General features: G+C 62.2%; 28 protein-coding genes and 1 pseudogene. 21 read left to right on the top strand and 8 right to left on the bottom strand.

Annotated features, from left to right (window positions below):
* Nucleotides 1–36 precede the first annotated feature (36 nt).
* The 3 genes from EN845_RS21375 to EN845_RS21385 all read left to right on the top strand — a co-directional run bounded on the left by EN845_RS21375 (nucleotide 37) and on the right by EN845_RS21385 (nucleotide 2,672).
* Entirely contained in the window at nucleotides 37–1,665 is a 1,629-nt protein-coding gene (locus EN845_RS21375) for a DNA alkylation response protein (protein ID WP_127278351.1), read from the top strand.
* A gap of 123 nt (nucleotides 1,666–1,788) precedes the next feature.
* Nucleotides 1,789–2,331 carry a hypothetical protein gene (locus tag EN845_RS21380; RefSeq protein WP_127872509.1) on the top strand — a complete coding sequence of 181 codons (543 nt, stop codon included), beginning with the start codon at nucleotides 1,789–1,791 and terminating at the stop codon, nucleotides 2,329–2,331.
* Complete coding sequence (locus tag EN845_RS21385) at nucleotides 2,331–2,672, top strand: DUF6105 family protein (RefSeq protein WP_127278349.1); 342 nt, start codon at nucleotides 2,331–2,333, stop codon at nucleotides 2,670–2,672. Before EN845_RS21380 ends, EN845_RS21385 begins: the two co-directional genes overlap by 1 nt.
* Here the strand turns inward: EN845_RS21385 and ruvX are convergent.
* Complete coding sequence (gene ruvX / locus EN845_RS21390; RefSeq protein WP_127872508.1) at nucleotides 2,590–3,096, bottom strand: Holliday junction resolvase RuvX; 507 nt, start codon at nucleotides 3,094–3,096, stop codon at nucleotides 2,590–2,592. The genes EN845_RS21385 and ruvX overlap by 83 nt on opposite strands.
* A 123-nt stretch (nucleotides 3,097–3,219) precedes the next feature.
* Here ruvX and EN845_RS21395 point away from each other — a divergent pair, with 123 nt between their 5' ends.
* From EN845_RS21395 to EN845_RS21420, 6 genes are all read left to right on the top strand, one after another.
* Nucleotides 3,220–3,927, top strand: coding sequence for a metal-dependent hydrolase (locus EN845_RS21395; RefSeq protein ID WP_127872507.1), 708 nt, complete (start codon nucleotides 3,220–3,222; stop codon nucleotides 3,925–3,927).
* Between the two features lie 24 nt (nucleotides 3,928–3,951).
* Entirely contained in the window at nucleotides 3,952–4,368 is a 417-nt protein-coding gene (locus EN845_RS21400) for a hypothetical protein (protein WP_127872506.1), read from the top strand.
* A gap of 88 nt (nucleotides 4,369–4,456) precedes the next feature.
* The gene (gene gatC, locus EN845_RS21405; protein ID WP_127872505.1) at nucleotides 4,457–4,744 is read left to right on the top strand and encodes an Asp-tRNA(Asn)/Glu-tRNA(Gln) amidotransferase subunit GatC; all 288 of its coding nucleotides are present in this window, start codon (nucleotides 4,457–4,459) and stop codon (nucleotides 4,742–4,744) included.
* Nucleotides 4,745–4,753: 9 nt separating this feature from the next.
* Nucleotides 4,754–5,209 carry a GNAT family N-acetyltransferase gene (locus EN845_RS21410; protein WP_127872504.1) on the top strand — a complete coding sequence of 152 codons (456 nt, stop codon included), beginning with the start codon at nucleotides 4,754–4,756 and terminating at the stop codon, nucleotides 5,207–5,209.
* Nucleotides 5,209–6,774, top strand: a complete 1,566-nt coding sequence (locus EN845_RS21415) for an amidase family protein (protein ID WP_127872503.1) — start codon at nucleotides 5,209–5,211, stop codon at nucleotides 6,772–6,774. The genes EN845_RS21410 and EN845_RS21415 overlap by 1 nt, the downstream gene beginning before the upstream one ends.
* Before the next feature lie 109 nt (nucleotides 6,775–6,883).
* A complete protein-coding gene (locus EN845_RS21420) occupies nucleotides 6,884–7,681 on the top strand; it encodes a YdcF family protein (RefSeq protein WP_127872502.1) in 798 nt (265 codons plus the stop codon).
* Here EN845_RS21420 and EN845_RS21425 read toward each other — a convergent pair.
* Nucleotides 7,654–8,373, bottom strand: a complete 720-nt coding sequence (locus EN845_RS21425; RefSeq protein WP_127872501.1) for a DUF599 domain-containing protein — start codon at nucleotides 8,371–8,373, stop codon at nucleotides 7,654–7,656. The two genes, EN845_RS21420 and EN845_RS21425, sit on opposite strands and share 28 nt — an antisense overlap.
* A 173-nt stretch (nucleotides 8,374–8,546) precedes the next feature.
* On the opposite strand from EN845_RS21425, the gene EN845_RS21430 reads away from it, so the two are divergent.
* The 3 genes from EN845_RS21430 (at nucleotide 8,547) to EN845_RS21440 (ending at nucleotide 11,407) form a co-directional block, all read left to right on the top strand.
* Nucleotides 8,547–9,950, top strand: a complete 1,404-nt coding sequence (locus EN845_RS21430) for an L-serine ammonia-lyase (RefSeq protein ID WP_127872500.1) — start codon at nucleotides 8,547–8,549, stop codon at nucleotides 9,948–9,950.
* Nucleotides 9,951–10,026: 76 nt separating this feature from the next.
* Entirely contained in the window at nucleotides 10,027–10,464 is a 438-nt protein-coding gene (locus EN845_RS21435) for a DUF1489 family protein (RefSeq protein ID WP_127872499.1), read from the top strand.
* A 241-nt stretch (nucleotides 10,465–10,705) separates the two neighbouring features.
* On the top strand, nucleotides 10,706–11,407 hold the full coding sequence (locus tag EN845_RS21440; protein ID WP_127872498.1) for a DnaJ domain-containing protein: 702 nt from the start codon (nucleotides 10,706–10,708) through the stop codon (nucleotides 11,405–11,407).
* A gap of 46 nt (nucleotides 11,408–11,453) precedes the next feature.
* On the opposite strand, the gene EN845_RS21445 is transcribed toward EN845_RS21440, so the two are convergent.
* The gene (locus EN845_RS21445; protein ID WP_127872497.1) at nucleotides 11,454–12,902 is read right to left on the bottom strand and encodes a D-alanyl-D-alanine carboxypeptidase; all 1,449 of its coding nucleotides are present in this window, start codon (nucleotides 12,900–12,902) and stop codon (nucleotides 11,454–11,456) included.
* A gap of 285 nt (nucleotides 12,903–13,187) precedes the next feature.
* On the opposite strand from EN845_RS21445, the gene EN845_RS21450 reads away from it, so the two are divergent.
* The 4 genes and pseudogenes from EN845_RS21450 to EN845_RS21465 all read left to right on the top strand — a co-directional run bounded on the left by EN845_RS21450 (nucleotide 13,188) and on the right by EN845_RS21465 (nucleotide 17,305).
* Nucleotides 13,188–13,517, top strand: coding sequence for a phasin family protein (locus EN845_RS21450; protein WP_095774324.1), 330 nt, complete (start codon nucleotides 13,188–13,190; stop codon nucleotides 13,515–13,517).
* A gap of 278 nt (nucleotides 13,518–13,795) precedes the next feature.
* Complete coding sequence (gene clpS, locus EN845_RS21455; RefSeq protein ID WP_010909565.1) at nucleotides 13,796–14,125, top strand: ATP-dependent Clp protease adapter ClpS; 330 nt, start codon at nucleotides 13,796–13,798, stop codon at nucleotides 14,123–14,125.
* A 6-nt stretch (nucleotides 14,126–14,131) separates the two neighbouring features.
* Nucleotides 14,132–16,600, top strand: coding sequence for an ATP-dependent Clp protease ATP-binding subunit ClpA (gene clpA, locus EN845_RS21460; protein ID WP_127872496.1), 2,469 nt, complete (start codon nucleotides 14,132–14,134; stop codon nucleotides 16,598–16,600).
* 52 nt (nucleotides 16,601–16,652) lie between these two features.
* Nucleotides 16,653–17,305 (top strand): annotated as a pseudogene (locus EN845_RS21465) (chloramphenicol phosphotransferase).
* Here the strand turns inward: EN845_RS21465 and EN845_RS21470 are convergent.
* From EN845_RS21470 to EN845_RS21490, 5 genes are all read right to left on the bottom strand, one after another.
* Nucleotides 17,260–18,519 (bottom strand): phosphatase PAP2 family protein, encoded by a 1,260-nt coding sequence (locus EN845_RS21470; RefSeq protein ID WP_127872495.1) that lies wholly within the window; start codon nucleotides 18,517–18,519, stop codon nucleotides 17,260–17,262. The pseudogene EN845_RS21465 and the gene EN845_RS21470 sit on opposite strands and share 46 nt — an antisense overlap.
* 107 nt (nucleotides 18,520–18,626) lie before the next feature.
* Nucleotides 18,627–19,061 (bottom strand): HIT family protein, encoded by a 435-nt coding sequence (locus EN845_RS21475; protein ID WP_127278897.1) that lies wholly within the window; start codon nucleotides 19,059–19,061, stop codon nucleotides 18,627–18,629.
* 128 nt (nucleotides 19,062–19,189) lie between these two features.
* A complete protein-coding gene (locus EN845_RS21480) occupies nucleotides 19,190–20,404 on the bottom strand; it encodes a GNAT family N-acetyltransferase (protein ID WP_127872494.1) in 1,215 nt (404 codons plus the stop codon).
* 55 nt (nucleotides 20,405–20,459) lie between these two features.
* Nucleotides 20,460–21,188, bottom strand: a complete 729-nt coding sequence (locus EN845_RS21485) for a glycerophosphodiester phosphodiesterase (protein ID WP_127872564.1) — start codon at nucleotides 21,186–21,188, stop codon at nucleotides 20,460–20,462.
* Nucleotides 21,189–21,202: 14 nt separating this feature from the next.
* On the bottom strand, nucleotides 21,203–21,667 hold the full coding sequence (locus EN845_RS21490; RefSeq protein ID WP_127872493.1) for a RidA family protein: 465 nt from the start codon (nucleotides 21,665–21,667) through the stop codon (nucleotides 21,203–21,205).
* A gap of 138 nt (nucleotides 21,668–21,805) precedes the next feature.
* On the opposite strand from EN845_RS21490, the gene EN845_RS21495 reads away from it, so the two are divergent.
* The 5 genes from EN845_RS21495 (at nucleotide 21,806) to tsf (ending at nucleotide 25,550) form a co-directional block, all read left to right on the top strand.
* Nucleotides 21,806–22,636, top strand: a complete 831-nt coding sequence (locus tag EN845_RS21495) for a cell envelope integrity EipB family protein (protein ID WP_127872492.1) — start codon at nucleotides 21,806–21,808, stop codon at nucleotides 22,634–22,636.
* Between the two features lie 36 nt (nucleotides 22,637–22,672).
* On the top strand, nucleotides 22,673–22,951 hold the full coding sequence (locus EN845_RS21500) for a DUF4031 domain-containing protein (RefSeq protein ID WP_127872491.1): 279 nt from the start codon (nucleotides 22,673–22,675) through the stop codon (nucleotides 22,949–22,951).
* Nucleotides 22,948–23,559, top strand: a complete 612-nt coding sequence (locus EN845_RS21505) for a LysE family translocator (RefSeq protein WP_127277848.1) — start codon at nucleotides 22,948–22,950, stop codon at nucleotides 23,557–23,559. The genes EN845_RS21500 and EN845_RS21505 overlap by 4 nt, the downstream gene beginning before the upstream one ends.
* A 177-nt stretch (nucleotides 23,560–23,736) precedes the next feature.
* Nucleotides 23,737–24,519, top strand: a complete 783-nt coding sequence (rpsB, locus tag EN845_RS21510) for a 30S ribosomal protein S2 (protein ID WP_023777441.1) — start codon at nucleotides 23,737–23,739, stop codon at nucleotides 24,517–24,519.
* Nucleotides 24,520–24,629: 110 nt separating this feature from the next.
* Nucleotides 24,630–25,550, top strand: coding sequence for a translation elongation factor Ts (gene tsf / locus EN845_RS21515; RefSeq protein WP_027142611.1), 921 nt, complete (start codon nucleotides 24,630–24,632; stop codon nucleotides 25,548–25,550).
* Nucleotide 25,551 lies beyond the last annotated feature (1 nt).

Below are 25,551 nucleotides of genomic sequence, written 5' to 3' on the forward strand. Positions count from 1 at the left end.
CTTTCCGACGATAAGGCCTTTCTAGAAGGATTGGGCGTGACCGACGACGTAACGAACCAGCCGCCGCCGCTGACGGGCGGCAACGCCTGGCGAGGCGATCCGTTGCTGATCCAGCTTGCCGAGCGCTTTTCCGATCCGGTGCGCAAGGATCTCGACGGGCTTGGCCGTTTCGTGCTCACGCAAGAAGCGCAGGAACTGGCCCGCCTGGCCAATGTCGAGACGCCAAAACTCAGGACGCACGATCGCCAGGGACGGCGCATCGACCTGGTCGAGTTCCATCCGGCCTACCACGCCTTGATGCGCCGTTCGGTGGCCAACGGTCTGCACTCCTCGGTCTGGGAAAATGGCGACGCCGAGATTGGCCGCCGCCATCAGGTGCGGGCCGCCCGTTTCTACCTGACGGCGGAACTCGAGACCGGGCACCTGTGCCCCATCACCATGACCAGCGCCTCGCTGGCGGCATTGATGGCCAGCCCAAAACTGTTTCGCGAATGGGCGCCGCGCGTGACGACCCGCAAATACGACCAGAGCCAGAAGCCGCCGGTCGAGAAGACCGGACTGACGCTCGGCATGGGCATGACCGAGAAGCAGGGCGGCACGGATGTGCGGGCCAATGTGACCAGGGCGGAACGCGTCGGAAGCGGGTTCTACCGCCTGTCGGGACACAAATGGTTCATGTCGGCGCCGATGTCGGATGCCTTCCTGGTGCTGGCGCAGGCGCCGGAGGGGCTGTCGTGCTTCCTGGTGCCACGTGTGCTCGGTGACGGGTCGGGCAATGGCTTTCGCTTCCAGCGGCTGAAGGACAAGCTCGGCAACCGCTCCAACGCGTCTTCCGAAGTCGAGTTCGTCAACGCCATCGGCGAGATGGTCGGCGAGCCCGGCGCCGGCGTCAAGACGATCATGGACATGGTGACGTTGACCCGGCTCGACTGCGCGGTGGCGTCTTCGGCGATCATGCGGGCGGGGCTGGCCGAAGCGATCCATCATGCCCGCCATCGCCAGGTGTTCGGAACCAACCTGATCGAGCAACCGCTTATGCAGCGCGTGCTGGCCGACATGGCGCTCGATGTCGCCGCGGCGACCGCGCTGTCATTCCGGCTGGCGCGTTCCTTCGACGAGGCGGCGAGCGATCGCGGCGAGGCGGCCTTCGCCCGCGCCATGACGCCGGTCGTCAAATACTGGGTCTGCAAGATCGCGCCGCCGCTGCTTTACGAGGCGATGGAATGCCTTGGCGGCAATGGCTATGTCGAGGAAGCTCCACTCGCCCGCTATTACCGTGAAGCGCCTGTCAACGCGATCTGGGAAGGATCGGGCAATGTCATGGCGCTCGACGTGCTGCGCGTGCTTGGCCGCGCGCCCGGCCTTTTCGAAGAGGTGCTGGGCGGCATCGACCGCGACCTCGGCGCCGGCGGGCGCGGCACGATCGGTGTTCTGAAGGCGGCCATGCAGGTGGCTTCGACCGACGAGGGCTCGGCCCGGCTGCTTACGGAACAGCTTGCGCTGTCGGCGGCGGCCGCCGAGTTACGCCGACTGGGGGCAGGGCGGATCGCCGATGCTTTCGTCGAGACGCGGCTCGCGGGCCAGTGGCGCAATACCTACGGTATGCTCGATTCGCGTCACGATGCGCGCATGATCATCGATACGCTCTATCCGCCGGTGAATTGAAGGAGATGTCGTTCGCCGAGGGCGTTGCCGACCCCCACCGTCGTCGTTAACCTTAACAAATGGTTTCCGTTGCGGTGACGAACCGCAAAGCCCACTGTCATTCCTGTCGAAGCAGGAATCATGATGCGACACGTATTGACCTCCTTTCTGTCGGTGCACTGGGCGATCGTTTTCGCTCTGCTCGCGCTGATCTGTATCGATGGAAATCGAGGTGTGGCGGCGGCTCTTGGCGTACTCGGCGTGACCGTCGAGAGCGCCCGATTGATCAATCTGGAGAACATCGTCGTGGTCGCTCCGCTGGCGACCGCATTGCTGGTCGTGGCGGTGCTGTTCTTCTGGGCCTTTGTCGATACGCTGATCAACGACGCGTCCAGCCCGGGTGCCGACAGCGTCGTTCGCATCGCCTTTATTTCTGCTTCCGGCGTGATGTCGATGATCCTGATCGGCGGCGCTGCCCAAGGCATCAACGGTCTGTTCATGGTGGTGGCGGTGCAATTGGCCGCACTTCTGGCCTCTTATGTCGCGATGCTCGCCGAGCGGCGGTCGGCAGTCGGGTTGGATGAGGACGATTTCCACGCCACGGCGCACAGCATGGCGAAGGCTGCGGCGCATAATTCGCTGCTCTCCCTGATATCGGGCCGCCCGAAGGGCAAGGGAGGTCTCTGATGCGTTACATCTTCGGAATGTGGGCCGCCCCGATGGCAATTTTCTGGGGCTGGTTCTATCTATCGGCCAACGACATCAATTTCGGCTACGTCATGTTCAGCCGGCAGACGCACGACTTCTTCTTCCAACTCTACGGCCAGATTCTGGGCATCGACCCATCGATCATCCCCGGAATGGTAGCGAAGACTTGCGTCTTCGACGGGCTTCTGCTGACGGCCTTGTGGGCATTCCGCAGGCGTCGCGAGATTTTGGGCTGGGTCAGCCGGCGCTGGACGGGTCCGGTTCGGTTCGATCGGCTGCATCGAGCGACTGAAGCCGGTCCAAAACTCCCTGCAGAATAAAGGCGGCTGCCGCCGAATCGATCTTGCCGGCGCGTTTGGCGCGCGAGAAGTCCATTTCGATCAGCGTCCGTTCGGCCGCGACCGTCGATAGCCGCTCATCCCAGAACACGAAGGGCAGGTCGCTCAGTTGCGCCATGTTGCGCACGAAGGCGCGCGATTTCTGGGCGCGTGGGCCTTCGGATCCGTCCATGTTGATCGGCAGTCCGATCGCCACCGCGCCGACATTCTCCTTCTCCAGCAACGTCAGAAGGACGGCCGCGTCGAGCGAGAATTTCTTTCTGAGGATGACCGGGCGGGGATGAGCGAAGGAGAACCCCCGGTCGGAAACCGCGACACCGATCGTCTTGTCGCCGAGATCGAGCCCTGCCAGGGTCCTGCCGTCGGCGAGGCGCGCCGGCAATTGCTCAATCGTGATGACAGCCAACGGTTTCCCTCGTCTTTTCGGTAGCACGCGTCTTTTCGAATGCGCGGCGGACACTATACCCTTTGATCTCGGGGCTAGCGGCGTTCTATCCTCTGGCTCGACAAAAATCGAGGAAATGCATTGATGAAATTGACCTGGTACGGCCACTCGGCGTTCCGCATCGAAACCGGTGCCGCGAAAATCCTGATCGACCCTTATTTGATCGGCAACCCGTCCTGGACCGGCGGTTGGGAAGAGCCTGCCGAAGGGATCACGCATGTTCTTTTGACACACGGGCACAGCGACCACATCAGCGGCGCGCTGGAAGTGCTCGGCAAGAGTGGCGCTCAACTGGTCGCCAATTTCGAAATCTGCATGTACCTAGTCGGCAAGGGCGTCAGCGACAAGAAGATCAATCCCGGCAACATCGGCGGCACGGTCGATTGCGGCGGCTTCACCACCACCTTTGTCCAGGCGCTGCACTCCTCCTCGTTTGGCGAAGATGGCGGCAGGAACGTCTATCTCGGCAATCCGGGCGGGCTCGTCCTGCATTTCCCGGATGACCGCACGCTCTATCATATGGGCGATACCGATATCTTTTCCGACATGGCGCTGATCAACGAACTGCACGAGCCGAAGATCGGCATTGTCCCGATCGGCGACCGCTTCACCATGGGCGGCGCGGTGGCGGCCCTTGCCTGCCGCCGCTTCTTCAAGTTCGACACGGTTGTCCCTTGCCATTTCGGCACGTTTCCGATGATCGATCCGACGCCCGAAAAGTTCGAAGCCGGCTTGGAAGGGTCCGGCGTCAAGGTCGCGTTGCCGAAGATTGGCCAAGCGATTACCCTATAGAAACAACGAAAGCGGAACAAATCCATGGCGTTGGGGCGATCTCTTTGCGTATCGATGGTTGTCGCGGCGTCGCCCGCGCTCGCCGCCGATGATTTCATCGACGGCGTCTATATGCAGTCCGAGGAGCTTTGCGGGCAGGCCAGGAAGGAGACGCTGCAGACGCTTATCGATGCCGGCAACATCGTGCTTTCGGTGCATGGCCTGCAGGGCGTCGAATATAGCTGCGAGTTCGTTCAAGTCAGCAAGGCGCCACGCTCGCCTAGCTGGGCGGTGACAGCCATCTGCCAGGAACCGGGCTACGTCTTTCCGGATGTCCTGTCGGTGACGCGGATCAGCCCGACGCAGCTCGATCTCGTCTCGGGCCGACCCATCGACGATGAGAGCGAGGCGAGCGGTAACAGCGGCAGCTATTATCTGTGCGAGGGCGTTGCCCTGCCATGAAGCTGTTTGCCCGATTGTCGGCTGGCGCATGTTGCGCGCCGCGCGCCGCGCCGCTATAGCGCGATCTGGTTTTTCCCGAGGCAAATACATGTCCGTTGATGTCAAGACAGTGAAGCGCGTCGCGCATCTCGCCCGCATCGCGGTGAGTGAGGAAGATGCCGAGCGCATGACCGGCGAGTTGAACGCCATTCTGGGCTTCGTCGAACAGTTGAACGAGGTCGATGTTTCCGGTGTCGAACCGATGACCTCGGTGACGCCGATGGAGATGAAGAAGCGCGCGGATGTCGTCACCGACGGCAACAAGGCGGCCGACATCGTCGCCAACGCACCGGCGACCGACGAGAATTTCTTCCTCGTGCCGAAGGTCGTGGAGTAAGGCGCGCCAATGGCAATCGAGATCGCCATCGAGACGCCGCTTCAGGACGACGTGCGCGGCCTGGTGAGCGAGCTCGACGAAACCTTGCTCGAATTGACGCCGCCGGAGCATTGCTACCATCTGACTGTCGAGCAGATGGCGGGGCAGGACACGACGGTTTTCATCGCTCGCGACAATGGGATCGCCATTGGTTGCGGCGCGCTGAAGCGGCATGGCGACGCGATCGGTGAGGTCAAGCGCATGTATATCAGGCCTTCGCATCGCGGCCGCAAGATCGGCGCTGGGATCGTCGAGCGGCTTGAGGCGCTGGCGCGCCATGAAGGATTGAAGCGGCTGGTGCTGGAGACCGGTGACCGCCATCCGGCCGCCTGGACCGTCTATGAACGTGCCGGGTTCTCGCGCTGCGGGCCGGTGCTGGATTATCCCGATTCCGAGTGGTCGGTGTTTTACGAAAAGAGCCTATGATGAGCGACCTGACCCGACTGACGATTTCGCAGGCCCGCGCCAAGCTGCGCGGCAAGGAAATCACCGCGACCGAGCTGACTGAAAGCTATCTCTCGGCGATCGATCGCGCCAATCCGGCGCTCAATGCCTATGTCGCTGTGACCGGAGACAAGGCACGCGAGATGGCCAAGACGTCGGACGCGAGGCTGCTCAAGGGCGAGGGCGGTGCTCTGGAAGGCATTCCGCTTGGGATCAAGGACCTGTTCGGTACTGAAGGCGTCCATACCCAGGCCTGCAGCCATGTGCTCGACGGCTTCAAGCCGCGCTATGAATCGACCGTCACATCCAATCTGTGGGCCGATGGCGCGGTCATGCTGGGCAAGCTCAACATGGACGAGTTCGCCATGGGCTCGTCCAACGAGACCTCCTACTATGGCCCGGTCATCAACCCGTGGCGGCGTTCGCGCCTCGATACGGTGGTGATGCCGACGACACATCAGGGGGATGGCGGCTTCGTGTCGGCCGGCGGCACGAAGACCCAGCGTAGCCTCGACAATGCACAGCTGGTGCCGGGTGGGTCTTCCGGTGGTTCGGCGACTGCCGTCTCGGCCTTCCTGTGTGCCGGTGCGACGGCGACCGACACCGGCGGCTCGATCCGCCAGCCAGCCGCCTTCACCGGCACGGTTGGCATCAAGCCGACCTACGGTCGCTGCTCGCGCTGGGGCATCGTCGCCTTCGCCTCGTCGCTCGACCAGGCCGGCCCGATCGCTCGCGACGTGCGCGACGCTGCCATTCTTTTGAAATCCATGGCCTCGGTCGATCCGAAGGACACGACGTCAGTCGACAGGCCGGTGCCGGACTACGAGGCTGCGATCGGCAAGCCGATCAAGGGCATGAAGGTCGGCATTCCCAAGGAATACCGCGTCGAGGGCATGCCTGAGGAGATCGAGGCCCTGTGGCAGAAGGGCATTGCCTGGCTCAGGGATGCCGGCGCCGAGATCGTCGACATCTCCCTGCCGCACACCAAATACGCGCTGCCGGCCTATTACATCGTGGCTCCCGCCGAGGCGTCGTCCAACCTCGCCCGCTATGACGGCGTCCGCTACGGCTTGCGCGTGCCGGGCAAGGACATTGTCGAGATGTACGAGAAGACGCGTGCCGCCGGCTTCGGCCGCGAGGTCAAGCGCCGTATCATGATCGGCACCTATGTGCTGTCGGCCGGCTATTATGACGCCTACTACCTACAGGCGCAGAAGGTGCGCAACCTGATCAAGCGCGACTTCGAAAACGTCTTCGCCGCCGGTGTCGATGTCATCCTGACGCCCGCGACCCCGTCCGCCGCCTTTGGCATCGCCGACGAGGACATGGCGGCCGATCCGGTCAAGATGTATCTCAACGACATTTTCACCGTCACCGTGAACATGGCCGGTCTGCCCGGCATTGCCGTGCCCGCCGGGCTCGACCCCAAGGGGTTGCCGCTCGGCCTGCAATTGATCGGCAGGCCGTTCGAGGAAGAGACATTGTTCCAGACCGCCGCCGTCATCGAGCAGGCGGCCGGCACATTCCAGCCGGAGAAGTGGTGGTAAGGGTATCGCTCGTCTGACGCATGCCCCCGAAAATCGCGATCGATTTTCGGATAGGATCATGCGTGAAACTGAAGCATTACGGCGTCCTTGACGCTGTAAGGGTGGAGCGATGTTCTACTATCTTTCCAAGGTCTTCTGGTTCTTCATCCAGCCACTCAACCTGACAATCTTCCTGCTTTTGGCGGGGCTGATCGCGGGAATGATCGGCCGGCGGCGGCTTGCCGTCACCGGCAGTGTGCTGGCGTTCCTGATCCTTGCGCTATCGGCCTGGACGTCGCTCGGCGCCATGATGCTCAATCCGTTGGAAGAACGCTTTCCCAAGCCGCCGCTGCCGGAGAAGGTGGACGGCATCGTCGTGCTCGGCGGCGGCTTCGAGGGCGCTATCAACCTCGTGCGCGGCGGCCATGAATTGAACAGCAGCGGCGATCGCATGGTCGAGACCGCAATCCTCGCCCGGCGTTTCCCGCAGGCAAAAGTGGTGGTCTCCGGTGGAAACGGCTCACTGTTCTTCGATGGCGAAGGTGATGCCGACACGGCGCCACGCCTGCTCGAGGCGCTGGGTGTACCGGCTGACCGTCTGATCCTCGAAGACAAATCCCGTAACACTTACGAGAACGCGGTCTTCAGCCGCGAACTGGTCAAACCCAAGCCGGGCGAGACATGGCTGCTGGTGACATCAGCCTTTCACATGCCCCGCGCCAAGGCGCTGTTCGACAAGGCCGGTTTTCCAACCGTTCCATGGCCGGTCGACTATCGTACCTCGGGCAAGGAAGGCATCGGCCTGTTCCGAGACAACCCGTCCGACTCGCTGCAGGCGACCACGATGGCGGTTCGCGAGTGGATCGGACTTTTGGCCTATTGGCTTTCCGGGCGCATCGATCAGCCGTTTCCGGCGCCGGGCGGGTGACCGATGACGGCGCGCCGCGCTGCCGAGAAGAACTGGCGCCGCACCAGGACGGCCAGCAGCAGAAGCGTCGACAGCACGAACACCAGGGGATCGACGAACCAGCCGAGATAGCCGATCGAGAAGAACACGCCGCGCAGGCCCGAGTTGAAATGCTTGCCGGCCAGCATGTTCATCTGCGTCGCGCGCCACACGGCCGTTTGCGTGACCGGATTGCGCGAGGCTTCGCCATGCGGGATCGGCACCGCGCCGATCAGGATCGAGCAATAGTTGAACAGCCGGTAGGCCCAGCCGAACTTGAAGAAGGAAAAGGCGAGAATCAGCACCAGGCCCAGCACCTTGATCTGAAAAGCGGCTCGATCCGGCACGCCGCCCAGCGGGAGGTCGCTGAGAACCTCGATGATGCGGTCCGACGCGCCAAGCAGGGCGAAACAGCCGCCGAGCGCGATCAGCGAACTGGAGGCGAAGAAGGCGGTTCCCTGCTGCAGGCCGCTCATGATGGCGGTGTCGACGATGCGGATCTCACGCTCGGCCATGGTGCGCATCCAGGCCTCGCGCTGCGCATTCATGGCGGTCGTCAGCGACATGCGGCTAACCAGCCTGCCATCGGACGCGAGCGTGTGCAGCACCCACACAAGGAGGAAAAAGCCCAGCGCCGCGAGATCGGCCGCCGACAGATAAGAGGAATCGCCCATGGTTGAGTTTACCATATCCCGCACGATCGCTTCGATCGCCGCATACGGCGACAGACAATCAATGTCGCTGCCGGAGCAAACAAGGTCGGCAGGTGCTGCGCCGCGATTGTCAAAAGAGCGGAAACATCCCGGGAATTCCTATATGTAGTCCTCGACGTGACCCAGGAGACAGCGTGTTCCTTTCCGTTTTCGACCTGTTCAAGATCGGCATTGGCCCTTCGAGCTCGCACACGATGGGTCCGATGACGGCCGCGCGCCGCTTTCTCGACGAGGTCGCGGGCGACGACTGGCCGCGCCCCGCCGGTGCCAAGGTCGACCGCATCGGTGCCAGCCTGCATGGCTCGCTCGCCTATACCGGCGTCGGCCATGGCAGCGACCGTGCCGTCATTCTCGGCCTTGCCGGCCAGACGCCGCAAACGGTCGACCCCGACCAGGCCGACGGCATCATCAGCCGCATCGCTGCCGACAAGCTGATTTCACCGCCCGGTCACCCCTCCTACCATTTTGACCCGGCCACCGATCTGGTGCTCGACCGCAAGACGCCGCTCACCGGTCACGCCAACGGCATGGCGTTCCATGCCTACGACGCCGGCGGCCGGTTGCTGCTCAAGCGCATCTACTATTCGATCGGCGGCGGGTTCGTTGTTTCGGAAGAAGAGCTGCAACGGATGAAGGTCAAGGGCTCGGTCACGACCGAGGGCAAGAAAGTGCCGTATCCCTTCAAGAACGCGGTCGAGATGCTGAAGATGGCGGCCAAGAGCGGCCTTTCCATCGCCGACATGAAGCGCACCAACGAGGAAACGCAGATGTCGCGCGAGAAGCTCGACACCGGCCTCGATGCCATCTGGGACGCGATGAAGAGCTGCATCGACCGTGGCCTGTCGCAGGACGGAATCATGCCGGGCGGGCTGAAGGTGCGGCGGCGCGCCAGGCAGCTCCATGACAAATTGCAGGAGCAGTGGCAGCAGAACCGGCCGAACCCGCTGCTCGCCAATGACTGGCTGTCGATCTACGCGATGGCCGTGAACGAGGAGAATGCGGCCGGCGGGCGTGTCGTCACCGCACCGACCAACGGTGCGGCCGGCACTCTGCCGGCGGTGCTGCGCTACTGGCTGCATTTCCATCCCGAGGCCGACCAGCCGAGCATCCGCGATTTCCTGCTGACGGCAGCGGCGGTCGGCGGCATCATCAAGTCCAATGCGTCCATCTCCGGCGCCGAGGTCGGCTGCCAGGGCGAGGTGGGCTCAGCCTCGGCGATGGCGGCCGCCGGCCTGTGCGCCGTCATGGGTGGCACGCCCGAGCAGGTCGAGAATGCCGCCGAAATCGCGCTCGAGCATCATCTCGGCATGACCTGCGACCCCGTCGGCGGGCTGGTGCAGGTGCCGTGCATCGAACGCAACGCGCTGGGTGCCGTCAAGGCGGTCACGGCCGCGTCCCTGGCGATCAAGGGCGACGGCGTGCATTTCGTGCCACTCGATGCCGCGATCGAGACCATGCGCCAGACCGGCCTCGACATGAACGAGAAGTACAAGGAAACCAGCCTTGGCGGTCTTGCCGTCAATGTCGTTGAGTGTTGAGATCTGGCCCAAACCGGCACTGTGGAGAAGTCCGCCAGGCCGTTGACGTCCTGGCGCCCCGGGCTAACCTTAGCGCATGGCTCTCAATCTCCTAAAGCTTTGCGTCGGCTGCGACAGTGTCGAGGATCTCGAAGACTGGATCGCCTTCCGTCTCGACGAGCGCCGCCGTGCCGGCGAACCAGCCGAACACTGGCACACCACCCGCATGGTGCCGACACGTGGCGACGAGGTCACCGATGGCGGCTCGCTCTACTGGGTGATCAAGGGCAGCGTGCAATGCCGGCAGTTGATCACGGAGATCCGGCCGTTCACCGATGACGATGGCATCGGCCGCTGCAATTTGATGCTCGATCCCGAGGTGGTGCGCACCGACTGGCAGCCGCGCCGCGCCTTCCAGGGCTGGCGTTATCTGAAGCCAACGGACGCCCCGGCGGATCTCGGCAAGGGCAGGGCGGGGCTGGTCGAGATGCCGCCGAAACTCAGGCGCGAGCTCGCCGATCTCGGCCTGCTCTAGACATTTCTGGCCCTCAAACTTGCTTCGCACTGGACTTGCAAGCGACGCGACGACGCCACATCTTGAAATCCATGCGCGAGGAAGAACTGTCGAAGTCGACACAGGCCGCGGCGTTGGAGAACCAGCTCGTATGATGGTCCTCTTCCAGCGGGGGTAAAGGCCATGATTCTGGCGCAGAAAAAGTGTTGAAGGACATCACGCGGCTGTCCAGGCGGACAGGATATCTGCGGGGCGATGGGAAATGTTAGGCGCAATTATCGTTGTGGTCGCGTTGTTGCTGGTGCTCCTGGGGTTGGCCATGGCCTTTCTCCGTGCGGATCCGGCGCAACTCGCAAGCGGGATGAGAACCTTGGGGCCGATCCTGCTGGCGCTGATCGGCGGCGCCGTGCTCGTGGTCGGGCGTCAAGGCATCGGCGGAATCATCCTGTTCGTGGCAATCGCCTGGTATGGCGCCACGCATACCGGGCGCCCAAATGCCAGGCCAATTGCTGGAAAACGCTCAACCGTGCGGACAGCGGCACTCGAGATGGAACTCGATCACGATACGGGCGGCCTTGAAGGGCTGGTTCTTGCCGGCCGCCACGATGGCAAGATGCTTGGCTCGATGACCCAAGCGGAATTGCAGCATCTCTACCGCGAGCTCTCCGGCGATCCGGAGAGCCGCCAACTGCTAGAGACGTATCTTGACGGCAGATTTCCCGTCTGGCGCAAAAACGCTGAGACGAACGGTGGCGAAGGGCTGGGTGTTGCGCCAGGTCCGGGCGCCATGACTAAGGAGGAGGCCTACAAGGTCCTTGGTCTTGAAGCGGGGGCCGCCGCGGCGGATGTCCGCAAGGCGCACCGCCGCCTGATGCAGCGCCTGCACCCCGACATCGGCGGCACGTCTTTCCTGGCGGCGCGGATTAACGAAGCCAAGGACGTCTTGCTCTCCAATCACAACTAGTCTCCTTCGACGCAATATTCTTCCGGGAGAAATCTTCCACGCAGTCCTATTGCTGGACGGCGTAGCACTCGATTTTCTTCTTCTTCAAAGCGGTGCAGGCCTTCCAGGCGGCGTCCTTCGACCCAAAGCCGCCGAAACGGACGCGGTAGTAAGTGACGCCGCCCTTGTCGAAAGCGGCGGTGAAGCCGGAAGCGTCGGCCAGCACCTTGGGAGCCTGCTTGGTGGTCTTGTCGAGGAAAGCCTGAGCTTCGGACTGGTTGGGCGAGGAGGCAACCTGGATGGCCCAGCCTGACGGAACCGAAGCGGTGCTGACCGGATCGACGGCGGCCGGGGCGGGCTCGGCATAGGCGGCCACGACCTGCGCGGTGGCGACCTTGGGGGCGGAGACGATGACCGTCTTCACCTTCTTTGCCGGAACAACCAGCTTGGGCGCCTCTGCCTCGGCTGTATCCTCGTCCTCGCTGTCGCCCTGGGCAACTGTGGCGTCGTCCGCGACAGCCGTGGTCGTGTGGTCCGCGACAGCCGTATCGGCTTCCGCGACGGCCACCGGCTTTTCGTCCGGGGTCGGCGCGTCGTGCTTGGGCAGGAGAACCTTCGCAAGTGCCTTGATTGGATTGCTGTCCGCCTTGGCGACCAGATCGCCGCCACCGCGGGTGGAGGCCCTCGGCAGGTAGGTGTTGATCAGGCCAGCCATCTGGTTGTCGCGGCTGCCGCCCGACGTGCCGCCCATGACCACGGCGACAAGGCGGCGGTTGCCGTCATTAACGGACGAGACGAGATTGAAGCCGGAGGCGCGGGTATAGCCGGTCTTGATGCCGTCGACGCCCTTGATGCGCCCGAGCAGGCGGTTGTGGCCATTGATGCGCTGGCGACCGTAGAGAAAGGACCGCTGCGCGAAATAGCCGTAGTACTGGGGGAAATGTTCCCGTAGCGCGATGCCGAGCGTGGCCATGTCGCGCGCGGTGGTGAACTGCCCCGGATCCGGCAGGCCGTTGGCGTTGCGGAAGACGGTGCCGTCCATGCCGAGCTGCCGCGCCTTGGCCGTCATCATGCGGGCGAAATTGGTTTCGTTGCCGCCGATCATTTCGCCAAGCGCGGTCGCCGAGTCGTTGGCCGACTTGGTGACTATCGACAGGATCGCCGTCTCGACCGTGACCGATCCGCCCGGCTTTACGCCCAGTTTGGTCGGTGCCTCGGCGGAGGCATGGGCCGAAAACACGACTGGCGAGTTTCTGCTGATCTTGCCCTTCGCCATCGCTTCGAAGGTCAGATAGAGCGTCATCATCTTGGTCAGCGAGGCAGGATAGCGCCGGCCATCCGCGTTTGCCGAATAGAGCACCTTGCCGGTCTTGGCGTCGACGACGATGGCCGCTGACTTTGCCGCGAGCGACGATGCCGCATCCGCGACGACGAATGTCATCGCCATGGCGAGGATCATGATCGTTTTGAGAGGGGACGCGGATTTGGAAACGATGCCCGACAACGCCTGACGCACTGGTAGTTCCTTTGAATTTCTCGTTGCGCTGGAGGCGGCAAAGGGATCCTGCCTCGCTTCCGGCCAAGCTAGCGGGGCAGCGTTACCAATCCGTTTATGGTAACCGCCGCGTTCACCATTTTCTGGTGGTTTGAGCCTTCCTTTATTCGAATTTTAGCCATTGCCGGTGCCGGCGGGGTGGTGAGCCCTTGAATTCTTGACTTTTGTGCGGCGCACAATATATTATCATGCATTGCACAACGGCGCTCGGGGCAGGGCGCTTCAACCGTCCAGGGAGAGTATGAAATGACCCAGACCTATGAGGACTTCAGCAAGTACGGCAAGGAGTTCGCCGACACCGGATTGAAGAGCTTCGCCTCTTTGTCCAAGGGCGCGCAGGCGATCGCCACCGAGGCCGGCGAATACACCAAGAAGAGCTTCGAAGCCGGCAGCGCCGCGTTCGAGAAGCTGTTCTCGGCCAAGTCGCTGGACAAGGCGATCGAGATCCAGTCCGACTATGCCAAGCAGTCCTACGAGGCGTTCGTCGCCGAGGCCACCAAGATTGGCGACCTCTATGCCGAACTCGCCAAGGAAGCCTACAAGCCGTTCGAATCGATCGTTGCCAAGGCGAAGTAATTTTCGCCCGACAATTTTCAAGATCCGGCCCTTCGTGGGTGGGGCAGAACCCGGTCGTGGAAACGCGACCGGGTTTTTTCATGCCAGTTTCCGATCCGCGACAGCGTAGCGCTTCACGAATGCGAAAATCCGCCAAGTTGGTCACCTAGCCATATTGTCAGCTAACCAGAAGGGCTTAAAATCGTCCATCGAACACCTACATGTCGAACTCGCATGAGGATTCGAAGAGGCAGGATTACGTGACGATCGGTTTGACTGCCACGAGACGAGTGGCGCGGATGCAAAACGGCGGCGGCGACGGCAATGAGGCCGGCCGCGGGACGGCCGTTATCACGCGCACCAAAACCAAGACCAAGAAGCCCAGCCTTTACCGGGTCCTCATCCTCAACGACGACTACACTCCGATGGAGTTCGTGGTTCACGTGCTGGAACGTTTTTTCCAGAAGGACCGCGAAGCCGCCACACGCATCATGCTTCATGTTCACAATCATGGAGTGGGCGAGTGCGGGGTCTATACATTCGAGGTGGCCGAGACCAAAGTGTCCCAGGTCATGGATTTCGCCCGACAGAATCAGCATCCGCTGCAATGCGTGATGGAGAAGAAGTGAGGTAACATGCCGGCTTTCTCCCAAGGCCTGGAAAAGGCGCTTCATCAAGCGCTGACGCTCGCCAACGAGCGGCACCATGAATATGCAACCCTTGAACACCTGCTGCTCGCGCTTATCGACGACACCGAGGCGGCCGCCGTCATGCGCGCTTGCAACGTCGATCTCGACGAGCTGAAGCATACCGTTCTGACCTACATCGATACCGAGCTCGACAATCTGGTCACCGGCTACGATGAGGATTCCAAACCGACGGCCGGTTTCCAGCGCGTGATCCAGCGCGCGGTGATCCATGTGCAGTCATCCGGCCGCGAGGAAGTGTCGGGTGCCAACGTGCTCGTCGCCATCTTCGCCGAGCGCGAAAGCCATGCCGCCTATTTCCTGCAGGAACAGCAGATGACCCGCTACGACGCGGTCAACTACATCTCGCATGGCATCGCCAAGCGCCCGGGCGCGTCCGAGAGCCGCACCCCGCGCGGCGCCGACGACGAGCAGGGCGGCCAGAACGGCGCCGAGCCGCAGGAGGAAGGCGGCAAGAAGAAGCAGCAGCAGGACGCGCTGACGGCTTACTGCGTCAACCTCAACAACAAGGCCAAGGCCGGCAAGATCGATCCGCTGATCGGCCGCGAGAGCGAGATCAACCGCACCATCCAGGTGCTGTGCCGCCGCTCCAAGAACAACCCGCTCTATGTCGGTGACCCCGGCGTCGGCAAGACGGCGATCGCCGAAGGCCTGGCCAAGCGCATCGTCGAGGGCGACGTGCCGGAAGTGCTCCACAATGCCACCATCTTCGCTCTCGACATGGGCACGCTTTTGGCCGGCACGCGCTATCGCGGCGATTTCGAGGAACGGCTGAAGCAGGTCGTCAAGGAGCTCGAGGATTATCCGGGCGCAGTGCTGTTCATCGACGAGATCCATACGGTGATCGGCGCCGGCGCGACTTCGGGCGGCGCGATGGACGCGTCGAACCTGTTGAAGCCGGCTCTGTCGTCGGGTGCAATACGTTGCATCGGTTCGACCACCTACAAGGAATTCCGTCAGTTCTTCGAGAAGGATCGTGCGCTGGTGCGACGCTTCCAGAAGATCGACGTCAACGAGCCGACCATCGAGGACGCCATCGAGATCATGAAGGGCCTGAAGCCCTATTATGAGGAATTCCACAAGGTGAAGTTCACCAACGAGGCGATCAAGGCCTCGGTGGAGCTGTCGGCGCGCTACATCAACGACCGCAAGCTGCCGGACAAGGCGATCGACGTGATCGACGAGACCGGCGCCTCGCAGATGCTGGTGCCGGAAGCCAAGCGCAAGAAGACGATCGGCATCAAGGAAATCGAAGCGACGATCGCTACCATGGCGCGCATCCCGCCGAAGACGGTTTCGGCCGATGACGAGAAGGTGCTGCAGGGCCTGGACATCGAGCTCAAGCGCGTCGTCTATGGCCAGGACACCGCCATCACCGCGTTGACCTCGGCGATCAAGCTGGCACGTGCCGGTCTGCGCGAACCGGAGAAGCCGATCGGCTCCTACCTGTTCTCTGGGCCAACGGGTGTCGGCAAGACGGAAGTCGCCAAGCAGCTGGCCGCCTCGCTGGGCGTCGAACTGATCCGCTTCGACATGTCGGAATACATGGAACGCCACACCGTCTCGCGGTTGATCGGCGCGCCTCCCGGCTATGTCGGCTTCGATCAGGGCGGCCTTTTGACCGACGGTGTCGACCAGCATCCGCACTGCGTTCTGCTGCTGGACGAGGTCGAAAAGGCGCATCCGGACCTGTTCAACATCCTGTTGCAGGTTATGGACCACGGCAAGCTGACCGACCACAACGGCAAGCAGATCGACTTCCGCAATGTCATACTGATCATGACCACCAATGCGGGCGCATCCGATGCGCAGCGCGCGGCGATTGGTTTCGGTTCGACCAAGCGCGAAGGCGACGATGTCGAGGCGATCAACCGGCTGTTCACGCCGGAATTCCGCAATCGCCTCGATGCGATCATTCCGTTCGGCTCGCTGCCGGTGCCGGTCATCCACCAGGTGGTACAGAAGTTCGTCATGCAGCTGGAAGCCCAGCTTTCAGAGCGTGGCGTCACCTTCGACCTGTCGCCGGACGCGATCGCCTGGCTCGCCGACAAGGGCTATGACGAACGCATGGGTGCGCGTCCGCTCGGCCGCGTCATCCAGGAGCACATCAAGAAGCCGCTGGCCGACGAGGTGCTGTTCGGCAAGCTGAAGAAGGGCGGCACGGTGCGCGTCACCGTCGAGAAGAAGGAAACCGGCGAGACCGGCCTCAAGCTCGAATCGCTTGCCGACGAGGCGCCGGTGAAGCCGAAGAAGGAAGAGCCGGAAGACGCGCCGAAGCCACCCAAAGCCGTGGCCAGGAAGCCCGCGGCAAAGAAGGTCGTGGCGCAGAAATCGGAGCCCAAGGGCAAGGACGGCGGCAAGCGCAGCCTTGTACCGCAACTGCCCAGAAAGGGCTGAGCCTGGCGAAAGTCAAAAAAGCCCCGGAAACGGGGCTTTTTTCATGGGAACAATGAGGTGGCGCGTGGCCGGGCAAATCATCATCCTCAACGGCGCGCCGCGTTCGGAAAGTCGAGTATAGCCGAGGCCATCGGGGAGAGCTTTGACGGTCCATGGATGAATCTTGGCGTTGACAGCTATGAGCAGATCACGCCGCCGCGATATCGTCCCGGAATAGGCCTGCGCCCTGGCGGCGAGCGGCCCGATCTGGAAGTTTTCGTGCAGCGCTTCTATGCGGCCCTCTATGAATCGATCGCGGCGCATAGTCGATTGGGGCTGAATGTCGTTTCGGATGTCGGCCACCACGACGCTTATTCGAAACCGCTCCACATCCTGGCCGATTGCGCGAGGCGGCTCGCCGGCCTGCCGGTCCTGTTTGTTGGCGTTCGCTGCCCGATCGAGGTCATCATGGAAAGGCGCGCCGCCAGCGCCGCGGGCGGGAACTACGTTACCGGCGCGCCCGGTGATCCCGTGCCTTTGCCTGTACGCCTGTGGCAGGGAGAAGTGCACCGGCCTGGCGTGTATGATTTGGAAGTCGATACGTCACGCCTCGGTGTCGGGCAATGCGCGGATGCGATCCGCCAGCAGTTTCTGAAGGGAGTGGTGGCGCCAACGGCGTTTCAGAGGCTTTCGGATCCGGCTTTTGCGGCGCTCCGGTCTTCCTGATCCAATTGTCCGCAAATGATTTGGCGTGGATAAGCGCCGTCGTCCATGGCCAGGCCATCGGCCGGTTGCGGCGTTAAACAAATGAGTGGCAGCGCGCCGAGGCCGGACAGCTCTTCCAAAACGGTAATAGTTCTTGCGTCCGCCCGGGACAACGCCGCGCCGGTGATTTTCCAGATCGCAAGGGCAATAAGCGCGCCGGCGTAGCCGTCAATGGCATAGTGCCAGCCAAGGACCACCGAACCGAGCATGATGAGCACCGCGAATATCCACATCAAAGTGCCAAGGCTGACCGATAGCCTGGTCGCATAGAGGGCAATGAGCACGGCCGACGCGACATGCATGGAGGGAAATGCCGATATGCCCATGCTGCCCGAAGGCAAACCCTGATAACCGTCCCACAACCTGTCCTGCAGGGAAAGGGCCCAGATCGGATACTGCCGATTTGCCGATTGAAGTGCGTCCATCAACGGTTGATAGAGATCGCCAAGGCCGAGCCTGGCGTAATAGCAAGGGCCGGCCGATGAGAATATCAGGGCAATGCCGAAGCCGCCTATCAGCCAGACCAGCATGAAGCTGAGCAGAAACTGATGTCGCAGCAGGGAATCGCGAGCCGCCGCGACGCTTGAAAAGATCGCCGAGAGCAGCACCACGAACCAAAGATTGTAACAAAGATTGAGAAAATGAACGGCCAGGGGGCTTTCCACGATCCACCAGACCCATTGGTAAGTAGGGCGGCCGAAATGCAGGCCGACGCTGAATTGTGCAAAGGCTTGGTCCCAGGAGAAAGGCGCCAGCAACGCGATCGCTCCTTTCAGTACCGTGAAGCCGGATATAAAAGCCATGATCGCGACCAGCCCGTTCACGCCGTTGGCGATGCGCCTTCGATCAGACAGCAACTCCCAGAATGAATTCAGGAAAAGACGGAGCGGCGAGGTGGCGCCGTCGACAATGGCCAGCCATAACAGGCGGAATGCCGCGTAGACACATCCGACAACCCAGGAATACACCCCCAGGTAGAAGCCGTATTCGACAAGCAATCCAAAATCCGGCCGGTTGCCGACCCGGGCGCCAATCATGAAACTTAGTCCGAGTGTAAACAGGGCGACCGCATGAATAGCGCGGTGGCGATAAAATGATTCGGCCAAAAGATGCAGGAAGGCGCCGCTCGCGCTGGCGCCAGGCTGCCTGCCTAAAGTTTCCGAAATATCCCGCATCGCCCGTCCTCCGCGAAAACATGCCCCGGAAAGGCTTGCAAAGGTATGAACAAAGTAATCGCAGGCTGTAATACAGGCGACACCATGATCTGCCGGTTTATAAAGGATTAAAATCCGCTCTGGAGGGCGCCGCGGATCTTGTCTGCGTTCCGCGCCAGCACTTCCGGATTCTCCATCGGGCCCGTGTGCGGCTTCAGGGGGATGCCGTCGAAGCGCGGGATGACATGGACATGCAGGTGATAGACGGTTTGTCCGGATGCAGGCTCATTGAACTGCATGATGGTGACGCCGTCGGCATTGAAAGCCTTCCTGACCGCCTGTGCCACTTTCTGAACGACCGTGAAAAGGAGGGCGAATGTCGAGGGCTCGGCGTCGAGCAGATTGCGCGACGGCGCTTTCGGCACCACCAGCGTATGGCCTGGTCCTTGCGGCATCACATCCATGAAAGCCACGACAGCCTCGTCCTCGTACACACGGTGCGAGGGTATTTCGCCGCGCAGGATTTTGGCGAAGATGTTGTCGGTGTCATAGGCCTCAGTCATGGCGAACGCTCCGGAGTGTGCCTTTGCCGTCCGGTGTAACGAAGCCGCCTCCGAGCGGCAAGACGAAGCTGCGGGGAGATCGATCGAGATCGACCATGCCGGCCTCGACGAGCGCGCGATGAGGCCGGCTATTCCTCGAGATCTTTGCGGAACGGGGTATGCTCCTCCAGATATTCGCCCATCCGCTCCACCTCGCGCCGTTCGCGCCCGAGATAATCGGCGACCGCTTTGCGCAGGCCGGGGTGGGCAATGTAGTGCGCCGAATGCATGGTCACAGGCCGGTAGCCGCGCGCCAGCTTGTGTTCGCCTTGCGCACCCGCCTCGACCACCTTCAGCTTGCGTTCGATGGCGAAGTCGATGGCCTGGTGGTAGCAGACCTCGAAATGCAGGTAGGGGTGGTCCTCGATGCAGCCCCAATTGCGGCCGTAGAGCGCATCGGAGCCGATGAAGTTGATGGCGCCGGCAATGTAGCGCCCGTTGCGCCTGGCCATCACCAGCAGAATGTCGTCCGCCATGCGTTCGCCGATCAACGAGAAGAACTGGCGGTTCAGGTAGGGGCGGCCCCATTTGCGGCTGCCAGTGTCCATGTAGAAGGCGTAGAAGTCGTCCCAGGCCTTTTCGGTCAGGTCCTTGCCGGTGAGCCAGTCGATCGTGATGCCATCGGCGAGCGCTTCGCGCCGTTCCTTCTTCATCGCCTTGCGCTTGCGCGAGGCAAGCGTGGCGAGGAAGTCGTCATAAGTGGAAAAGCCTTCGTTGAAGAAGTGGAATTGCTGGTCGGTGCGATGCAGGAAGCCCGCAGCCTCAAGCGTCGCGACGTCGCTCTCCTGCGCGAAAGTGACATGTGCCGAGGATACGCCGAGCTTGTCGGTCACCATTTTGAGCCCGGCGGCAAGGCCGGCCTTCACTGCATCCTGATCCTCGCCTTTGCCGACCAGCAGGCGAGGGCCGGTGACGGGCGTGAACGGCACGGCACTTTGCAGTTTGGGATAGTAACGGCCGCCGGCGCGCTCGAAGGCATCCGACCAGCCATGATCGAACACATATTCGCCCTGGCTGTGCGACTTGAGATAGCAGGGAACCGCACCGAGCAGCCTGCCTCGCGCAGTCTCCAGCCGCAGGTGATGGCCTTGCCAGCCAGTACTGCGAACGGCGCAGCCGGAATCCTCCAGAGCGCTCAAAAAAGCGAATGAAACGAGCGGGTTATACCCGACTCCCGCGTCGCCGCGCGTGGTTCCGGCAAAGCCGTTCCATTCATCGCAGGTGAAGGCGCCTATACCGGCGGCGATGCGGATCGAATAGTCCGCATTCGCCGTTTGTCCGTCGCCGTCGTCGCCCTGATCCATGAGGCTTATTTAAGCTCCATTCGGGCCGCTACAAGTCACGTTTCGGGCACCCTCTTCAGGCGACTTTGACCAAGTCGGGTTCGAACCCTTCGAACGTCATCTGATCGGCATATCTAAAGGTCAGGTCGACCGCCGGCTGGTCATGCACCGTCCAGGTGATGACAGGCATTTTGAGCTTTTCGCGCACGAAGCTGACAAACGGGTTCGGCAGATCGCCGGCGGCGTAGGAGGTGAAGGAGAGCTCGTGCGCCAGCATGGAGAAATGCGCTTCGATCAGCTTGGCGTCCTTGCCATAGGCGGTCAATCCAGCCGGAATGCCGGGCGCGTGTTTGGGGAAATCGCGGATCAGCCAGTGATCGAACGACATGATCGCAGCCTTGCCCTTGTAGCGCTTCAGCATCTTGCCGACGCGTGCCACCAGGCCTTCATCGCGACCGGGAGTTCCTTTCAGCTCGACGACCATAGGCACACGGCCGTCGACGAGGTCGAGCGTTTCCTGCAGCGTCGGCACGTGATCCGCCGTGCCGCCAACCTTGAGCGCGGTAAGTTCGGCGGCGCTCCGTTGCCAGACGAACCCGTCCTGCCCGGTCAACCTTTGCAGATCATCATCATGGATGACGATGGGAACGCCATCCGACGACAGATGCACGTCGCATTCGATCGCGTAGCCGCGTTCGGCCGCGGCTGCGAAGGCGGAAAGCGTGTTTTCCCAGCGCGTCTTGTTCATGTCGTGAAAGCCGCGATGGGCAACCGGCCGGGCAGTCAGCCAGGAGAGGTCGGTCATGTCTGCACCTTCACTCATTCGACTTCGAAGACCGCTTCGATCTCCACCGCGGCATTAAGCGGCAGGGAGGCGGTGCCGACGGCGGAGCGGGCGTGCTTGCCGCTTTCGCCGAGCGCGGCAACCAGGAAATCGGAGGCGCCGTTGGCGACCAGATGCTGCTCGACGAAATCGGGGGCCGACGCCACGAAGACGGTGATCTTCACCAGGCGGCGGATCTTCTCGAGGTCGCCAAGTGCCGCCTTGGCTTGCGCCAGGATGTTGATGGCGCAGTATTTCGCCGCGTCCTTGCCGCTTGCCGTGTCGACGTCGCGGCCAAGCAGGCCGCTCGCCTGCAGCTTGCCGTCCTTGAGCGGCAATTGTCCCGCCGTGAACAGCAGATTGCCGGTCCTGCAATAGGGCACGTAGTTGGCGGCGGGCGCGGCGGCAACAGGAAGCGTCACGCCGAGATCACTTAGCCGCTTTTCGATTGTTTCACTCATTGCTTTTCCCTATTGCTGGAAGGTGCCGCGCTGGCCGGGCCGAAATTGCTATTTTTGCCTCGCTTCCGCCACGACTTTTTTTAAGCTGGACCATCTTTCCCTGCGGCCTGCCATCAGCCGCGACGATTGGAGTACCTCATGCGCGCAACGCGCCTTGCATTCCACGCCGTTCTGTTGTCGGCGCTGTTCCCCGTGGGCTCCGCTTTCGCCGTACCGGCGCTGCAGGCGCATCGCGCCGTCTACGATCTCACCCTCAAGAAGGCGGATGATCGCTCCGGCATCACCGGCATCACCGGCCGCATGGTCTACGAGTTCAACGGCTCGGCCTGCGAAGGCTATACGGTGAAATTCCGTTTCGTCACCCAGATCGCGACCAACGACAACACGAAGCTGACCGACCAGCAGACCACCACGTTCGAGGACGCCGAAGGCAAGATGTTTTCCTTCGTGACGAAGTCCTTCGTCGACCAGAACCTCGACAAGGAGGTCAAGGGCGTCGCGACAAAGAATGCCAAGGGCCTGAAGGTCGATATCGACAAGCCGGAGAAGAATAGTCTCGAACTCGCTGCCACCCAGTTCCCGACCCAACATCTGGTCGAGCTGATCGGCATGGCCGAAAAAGGCGAAAACTTCTACCAGACCAACCTGTTCGATGGCTCGGAGGACGCCAACAAGGTGATGACGACCACGGTTGTCGTCGGCAAGAAGACCGAGGCCGACAAGGCCGATCCGGAAGCGCCGGCACTGGCGAAGCTTGCCGCCGACAAATATTGGCCGGTCGACATCGCCTATTTCGACGACAGCACCCAGAACGGCGAGGAAGTGCCGGAATACCGGATCAGCTTCAAGCTGCACGAGAACGGCATCACCCGTGATCTCGTCATGGACTATGGCGACTTCTCGATGACCGGCAAGCTGGTCAATCTGTCGCTGTTCGACCAGACAAAGCCTTGCCCGGTATCGAAATAGCGGCGATGCGCGAGTGAGCTGGCCGTGGCGGGCTTGATGGCGATCTATGTCGATGCGGCGATCTGGAAGTGGGCCGGCCATCGCTGGTGCCACCTGATGGCCGACGACACCGACGAGCTGCACCGGTTCGCATCGCGGCTTGGCGTGAAGCGCTCGTCCTATCAGGGGCCGCCCAGGACATCGGCGCCACACTATGACATAACCGGCTTCGAGCGCGACCGCGCGGTACGGCTCGGCGCCATCGAATGCAGCCGCGAGGAGATCGTCGCGATCTTCCGGCGCGTGCGGGTGCCCAACGGAAAGGCCAAACTATGACACTAACGGCATTTCTGGCTTATTGCGCCGCTGTCACGCTCGCCGCCGCCACACCGGGACCCGCGATGTTCGCCGTCATCACCAATGGCGTGTCGCGTGGTTTCCTCCGCGCCTTCATAGCCGGCGTTGGGGTCGCCGCCGGCGATGCCGTACTGGTCACCCTGGCCCTGCTCGGGCTGGTGGCCCTGGCCCAGACATTCGAATGGATCTTCCTCCTGCTGAAATATGCAGGCGCCGCCTACCTGATTTTTCTCGGCGTCAGGATGTGGAGGGCTTCGACCGCGCAAACGAACGAGCCGCAGGCGGCACGGACGAGATTGTCGCGGTTCTTCTTCCTTGGCGCGTCCATTGCGCTGGGGAACCCGAAGGCGATTCTGTTCCATGCCTCGATCATGCCGTTGATTCTCAATCTCGACACGCTGACATTTGTCGACGGCCTGCTGGTGGTGGCCGTGGTCATCAGCGTCAATATCCTCACCATGGGTGTCTATGCCGGGCTTGCTGGCCGGGCTTCGGGCTGGTTCAGGACGCCCAGGCGCATGCGGCTGATGAACAGGTTTGCCGGCAGCGCCATGATCGGCACCGGAGCGCTGATTGCCGCACGCTAGGCGTTAAACCGCTACACGGCTTGCGTTTGCAGCACTTCCCCTCTATATGCGCGCTCATTCCACACACGGACTTTGGTGTCTGTCCGGGAGAAATCCGGCTGAAACCTCCGGTGGCGTTCGAGGATTTCGGTCCAAAAATGCCTGTGTCCGTGGAGGCTAACCGGAAAGGAAATGAGAATGGCACTGCCTGATTTCAGCATGCGCCAGCTTTTGGAAGCTGGCATTCACTTCGGCCACCAGACCCACCGCTGGAACCCGAAGATGGCGCCTTACATCTACGGCGCCCGCAACAACATCCACATCATCGACCTCTCGCAGACGGTGCCTTTGCTGCACCAGGCGCTGAAGCAGGTTTCCGACACCGTTGCCAAGGGCGGCCGCGTGCTGTTCGTCGGCACCAAGCGGCAGGCGTCCGACATCGTCGCCGATGCGGCACAGCGTTCGGCCCAGTACTACGTCAATTCGCGTTGGCTCGGCGGCATGCTGACCAACTGGAAGACGATCTCGAACTCGATCCAGCGGCTGCGCAAGCTCGACGAGATGCTGGCCGGCGAGGCGCAAGGCCTGACCAAGAAGGAACGCCTGAACCTCGACCGTGAGCGCGAGAAGCTCGACAAGGCGCTCGGCGGCATCAAGGACATGGGCTCGACGCCCGACCTGATGTTCGTGATCGACACCAACAAGGAGGCGATCGCCATCCTCGAGGCGAAGCGTCTCGGCATCCCGGTCGTCGCCATCATCGATTCGAACTGCGATCCGGACAAGATCGACTTCCCGATCCCCGGCAATGACGACGCGGCCCGCGCCATCCAGCTCTATTGCGACCTGATCGCCAAGGCTGCGATCGACGGCATCGCCCGTCAGCAGGGCGCGCTCGGCGTCGACATCGGCGCTTCGGTCGAAGCTCCGGTCGAACCGGCGCTCGATCCGGCTCCGGCGTCGGAAGCCCCAGAGGCTTGATAATCGAAGGCCGGCTTGCGGCCTTCATCTTTCTCATATTTTGGCACGCTAAACAGACGCACCGTCGAGATTCGATGGTGCGTCGGCGCATTTGAAACAAAGAGGCGACAATGAGCATTTCGGCTGCACAGGTCAAAGAACTCCGCGACTTGACCGGCGCGGGCATGATGGACTGCAAGGCGGCGTTGAACGAGACCAACGGCAACATGGAAGAGGCCGTCGACTGGCTGCGCAAGAAGGGCATTTCCAAAGCCGACAAGAAGGCCGGCCGCACTGCCGCCGAAGGCCTAATCGGCGTCGACAATGGCGTGCGCGAAGCTGCCGTCGTCGAGGTGAATTCCGAGACCGACTTCGTCGCTCGCAACGCCGCCTTCCAGGAAATCGTCGCCAACGTCGCCAAGGTGGCGCTTGCCTACGGCACGACCGAGGCTGTGGCTGCCGCGAAGTATCCGGGCTCCGACAAGTCGGTCACCGACACCATCAAGGACGCTGTCGGCACCATTGGCGAGAACCTGGGCTTCCGCCGCTCGGCCAAGCTGACCGTTCCGCATGGCGCGGTTGCGACCTACGTCCACAATTCGGTTGCCGATGGCCTTGGCAAGCTCGGCGTGCTGGTCGCGATCGAGACCACCGGCAACGAGCATGCCGCCAATGCCTTCGGCCGCCAGGTCGCCATGCATGTCGCCGCCACCAATCCGATGGCGCTGACCGCCGAGCAGATCGACCCGGCAGCGGTCGAGCGCGAGAAGGCCATCTTCTCCGACCAGGCGCGCCAGTCCGGCAAGCCGGAAGCGATCATCGAGAAGATGGTCGAGGGTCGCCTGCGCAAGTTCTATGAAGAAGTCGTGCTCTTGAAGCAGGCCTTCGTGCTCAATCCCGACATCACCGTCGAGAAGGCGCTGAAGGATGCCGAAAAGGAAATCGGCGCGCCCGCCAAGATCACGGCCTATCTGCGCTTCGCGCTTGGCGAGGGCATCGAGAAGGAAGAGTCCGATTTCGCCGCGGAAGTCGCTGCGGCGGTCAAGAAGTAAG

It is taken from the genome of Mesorhizobium sp. M8A.F.Ca.ET.202.01.1.1, assembly GCF_004791595.1.
GTDB lineage: Bacteria > Pseudomonadota > Alphaproteobacteria > Rhizobiales > Rhizobiaceae > Mesorhizobium.

What these genes read in the sequence shown, in the direction of transcription:
- EN845_RS21380 (WP_127872509.1), top strand. Translation starts at nt 1,789, where the DNA reads ATGCGACACGTATTGACCTCCTTTCTGTCGGTGCACTGGGCGATCGTT.
- EN845_RS21385 (WP_127278349.1), top strand. Translation starts at nt 2,331, where the DNA reads ATGCGTTACATCTTCGGAATGTGGGCCGCCCCGATGGCAATTTTCTGG.
- EN845_RS21395 (WP_127872507.1), top strand. Translation starts at nt 3,220, where the DNA reads ATGAAATTGACCTGGTACGGCCACTCGGCGTTCCGCATCGAAACCGGT.
- EN845_RS21400 (WP_127872506.1), top strand. Translation starts at nt 3,952, where the DNA reads ATGGCGTTGGGGCGATCTCTTTGCGTATCGATGGTTGTCGCGGCGTCG.
- gatC (WP_127872505.1), top strand. Translation starts at nt 4,457, where the DNA reads ATGTCCGTTGATGTCAAGACAGTGAAGCGCGTCGCGCATCTCGCCCGC.
- EN845_RS21410 (WP_127872504.1), top strand. Translation starts at nt 4,754, where the DNA reads ATGGCAATCGAGATCGCCATCGAGACGCCGCTTCAGGACGACGTGCGC.
- EN845_RS21415 (WP_127872503.1), top strand. Translation starts at nt 5,209, where the DNA reads ATGAGCGACCTGACCCGACTGACGATTTCGCAGGCCCGCGCCAAGCTG.
- EN845_RS21420 (WP_127872502.1), top strand. Translation starts at nt 6,884, where the DNA reads ATGTTCTACTATCTTTCCAAGGTCTTCTGGTTCTTCATCCAGCCACTC.
- EN845_RS21425 (WP_127872501.1), bottom strand. Translation starts at nt 8,373, where the DNA reads ATGGGCGATTCCTCTTATCTGTCGGCGGCCGATCTCGCGGCGCTGGGC.
- EN845_RS21435 (WP_127872499.1), top strand. Translation starts at nt 10,027, where the DNA reads ATGGCTCTCAATCTCCTAAAGCTTTGCGTCGGCTGCGACAGTGTCGAG.
- EN845_RS21440 (WP_127872498.1), top strand. Translation starts at nt 10,706, where the DNA reads ATGTTAGGCGCAATTATCGTTGTGGTCGCGTTGTTGCTGGTGCTCCTG.
- EN845_RS21450 (WP_095774324.1), top strand. Translation starts at nt 13,188, where the DNA reads ATGACCCAGACCTATGAGGACTTCAGCAAGTACGGCAAGGAGTTCGCC.
- clpS (WP_010909565.1), top strand. Translation starts at nt 13,796, where the DNA reads ATGCAAAACGGCGGCGGCGACGGCAATGAGGCCGGCCGCGGGACGGCC.
- clpA (WP_127872496.1), top strand. Translation starts at nt 14,132, where the DNA reads ATGCCGGCTTTCTCCCAAGGCCTGGAAAAGGCGCTTCATCAAGCGCTG.
- EN845_RS21470 (WP_127872495.1), bottom strand. Translation starts at nt 18,519, where the DNA reads ATGCGGGATATTTCGGAAACTTTAGGCAGGCAGCCTGGCGCCAGCGCG.
- EN845_RS21475 (WP_127278897.1), bottom strand. Translation starts at nt 19,061, where the DNA reads ATGACTGAGGCCTATGACACCGACAACATCTTCGCCAAAATCCTGCGC.
- EN845_RS21480 (WP_127872494.1), bottom strand. Translation starts at nt 20,404, where the DNA reads ATGGATCAGGGCGACGACGGCGACGGACAAACGGCGAATGCGGACTAT.
- EN845_RS21485 (WP_127872564.1), bottom strand. Translation starts at nt 21,188, where the DNA reads ATGACCGACCTCTCCTGGCTGACTGCCCGGCCGGTTGCCCATCGCGGC.
- EN845_RS21490 (WP_127872493.1), bottom strand. Translation starts at nt 21,667, where the DNA reads ATGAGTGAAACAATCGAAAAGCGGCTAAGTGATCTCGGCGTGACGCTT.
- EN845_RS21495 (WP_127872492.1), top strand. Translation starts at nt 21,806, where the DNA reads ATGCGCGCAACGCGCCTTGCATTCCACGCCGTTCTGTTGTCGGCGCTG.
- EN845_RS21500 (WP_127872491.1), top strand. Translation starts at nt 22,673, where the DNA reads ATGGCGATCTATGTCGATGCGGCGATCTGGAAGTGGGCCGGCCATCGC.
- EN845_RS21505 (WP_127277848.1), top strand. Translation starts at nt 22,948, where the DNA reads ATGACACTAACGGCATTTCTGGCTTATTGCGCCGCTGTCACGCTCGCC.
- rpsB (WP_023777441.1), top strand. Translation starts at nt 23,737, where the DNA reads ATGGCACTGCCTGATTTCAGCATGCGCCAGCTTTTGGAAGCTGGCATT.
- tsf (WP_027142611.1), top strand. Translation starts at nt 24,630, where the DNA reads ATGAGCATTTCGGCTGCACAGGTCAAAGAACTCCGCGACTTGACCGGC.